1 protein-coding gene is annotated in these 992 nt (G+C 36.6%); it reads left to right on the forward strand.

Annotation, left to right across the window (positions count from 1 at the left end; translation table 11 throughout):
- Positions 1-54 precede the first annotated feature (54 nt).
- A partial coding sequence (locus E0D95_RS15140; RefSeq protein ID WP_079676503.1) for an IS30-like element ISAba125 family transposase occupies positions 55-992 on the forward strand: 938 nt, incomplete at its 3' end.

A 992-nucleotide genomic window follows, 5' to 3' on the forward strand; every position in this document is an offset into this window, starting at 1 on the left:
GGCAGAGTAAAACTTGAAGTGCGACATAAACCACCTAATTAATTTAAAGGGTTTATGGAGTATATAAAATTGTCATACCATCATCTTAACTTTGAAGATCGTACTGCATTAATGCTTGAGTCAAGAAAAGAAGGCTTTTCAGCCAGAAAATTTGCTGAACTCATTAAAAGACATCCTAGTACGATCTATCGTGAGCTTAAAAGAAATAGCATCAATGACGTTTATCAAGCTCAATATGCTTCTGATAACACTTTTGCTAGACGTAGACGTGGTCACAGAAAACTCAAAATCGATTCAATCCTCTGGAAATTTATTGTTGAAGCGATCCGTTGTTTATGGTCTCCTCAGCAAATAGCAAAGCGTTTAAAGACATTTCCTGATTTGGATCAAACAATGAATGTAAGCCATACAACGATTTATTCAACGATACGAGCATTACCCAAGGGTGAGTTGAAAAAAGACTTATTATCCTGTCTACGTCATGAAAATAAAAAGCGAAAAGCTAACGGTGAACCTAAAAAAGATTCTATATTACAGGATATTAAAACTATTCATGAGCGCCCAGCCGAAGTTCAAGAAAGAAAAATACCGGGTCATTGGGAAGCTGATTTAATTAAAGGTAAAGACAATAAAAGTTCGATAGCAACACTTATTGAACGAAATACACGGCTCTGTATCTTGGCAACATTACCTGATGCAAAGGCAGAATCAGTGCGCAAGGCTTTAACTGAAGCTCTGAAATATTTACCTGCAGAACTGCGTAAAACGTTGACCTATGACCGTGGACGTGAGATGTCAGAACATAAAATACTCGAAGAAGATTTAGGCATAGATGTATATTTCTGTGACCCACATTCACCCTGGCAAAAAGGCACATGCGAAAATATGAATGGTTTAATTAGGCAATATTTACCTAAAGGGATTGATTTAAATCAGGCAGATCAGCATTATTTAAATCAAGTTGCCATGTCACTGAATACTCGTCCTAGAAA

The organism is Acinetobacter ihumii (assembly GCF_900625095.1).
In the GTDB taxonomy this organism is placed as follows: Bacteria; Pseudomonadota; Gammaproteobacteria; order Pseudomonadales; family Moraxellaceae; genus Acinetobacter; species Acinetobacter ihumii.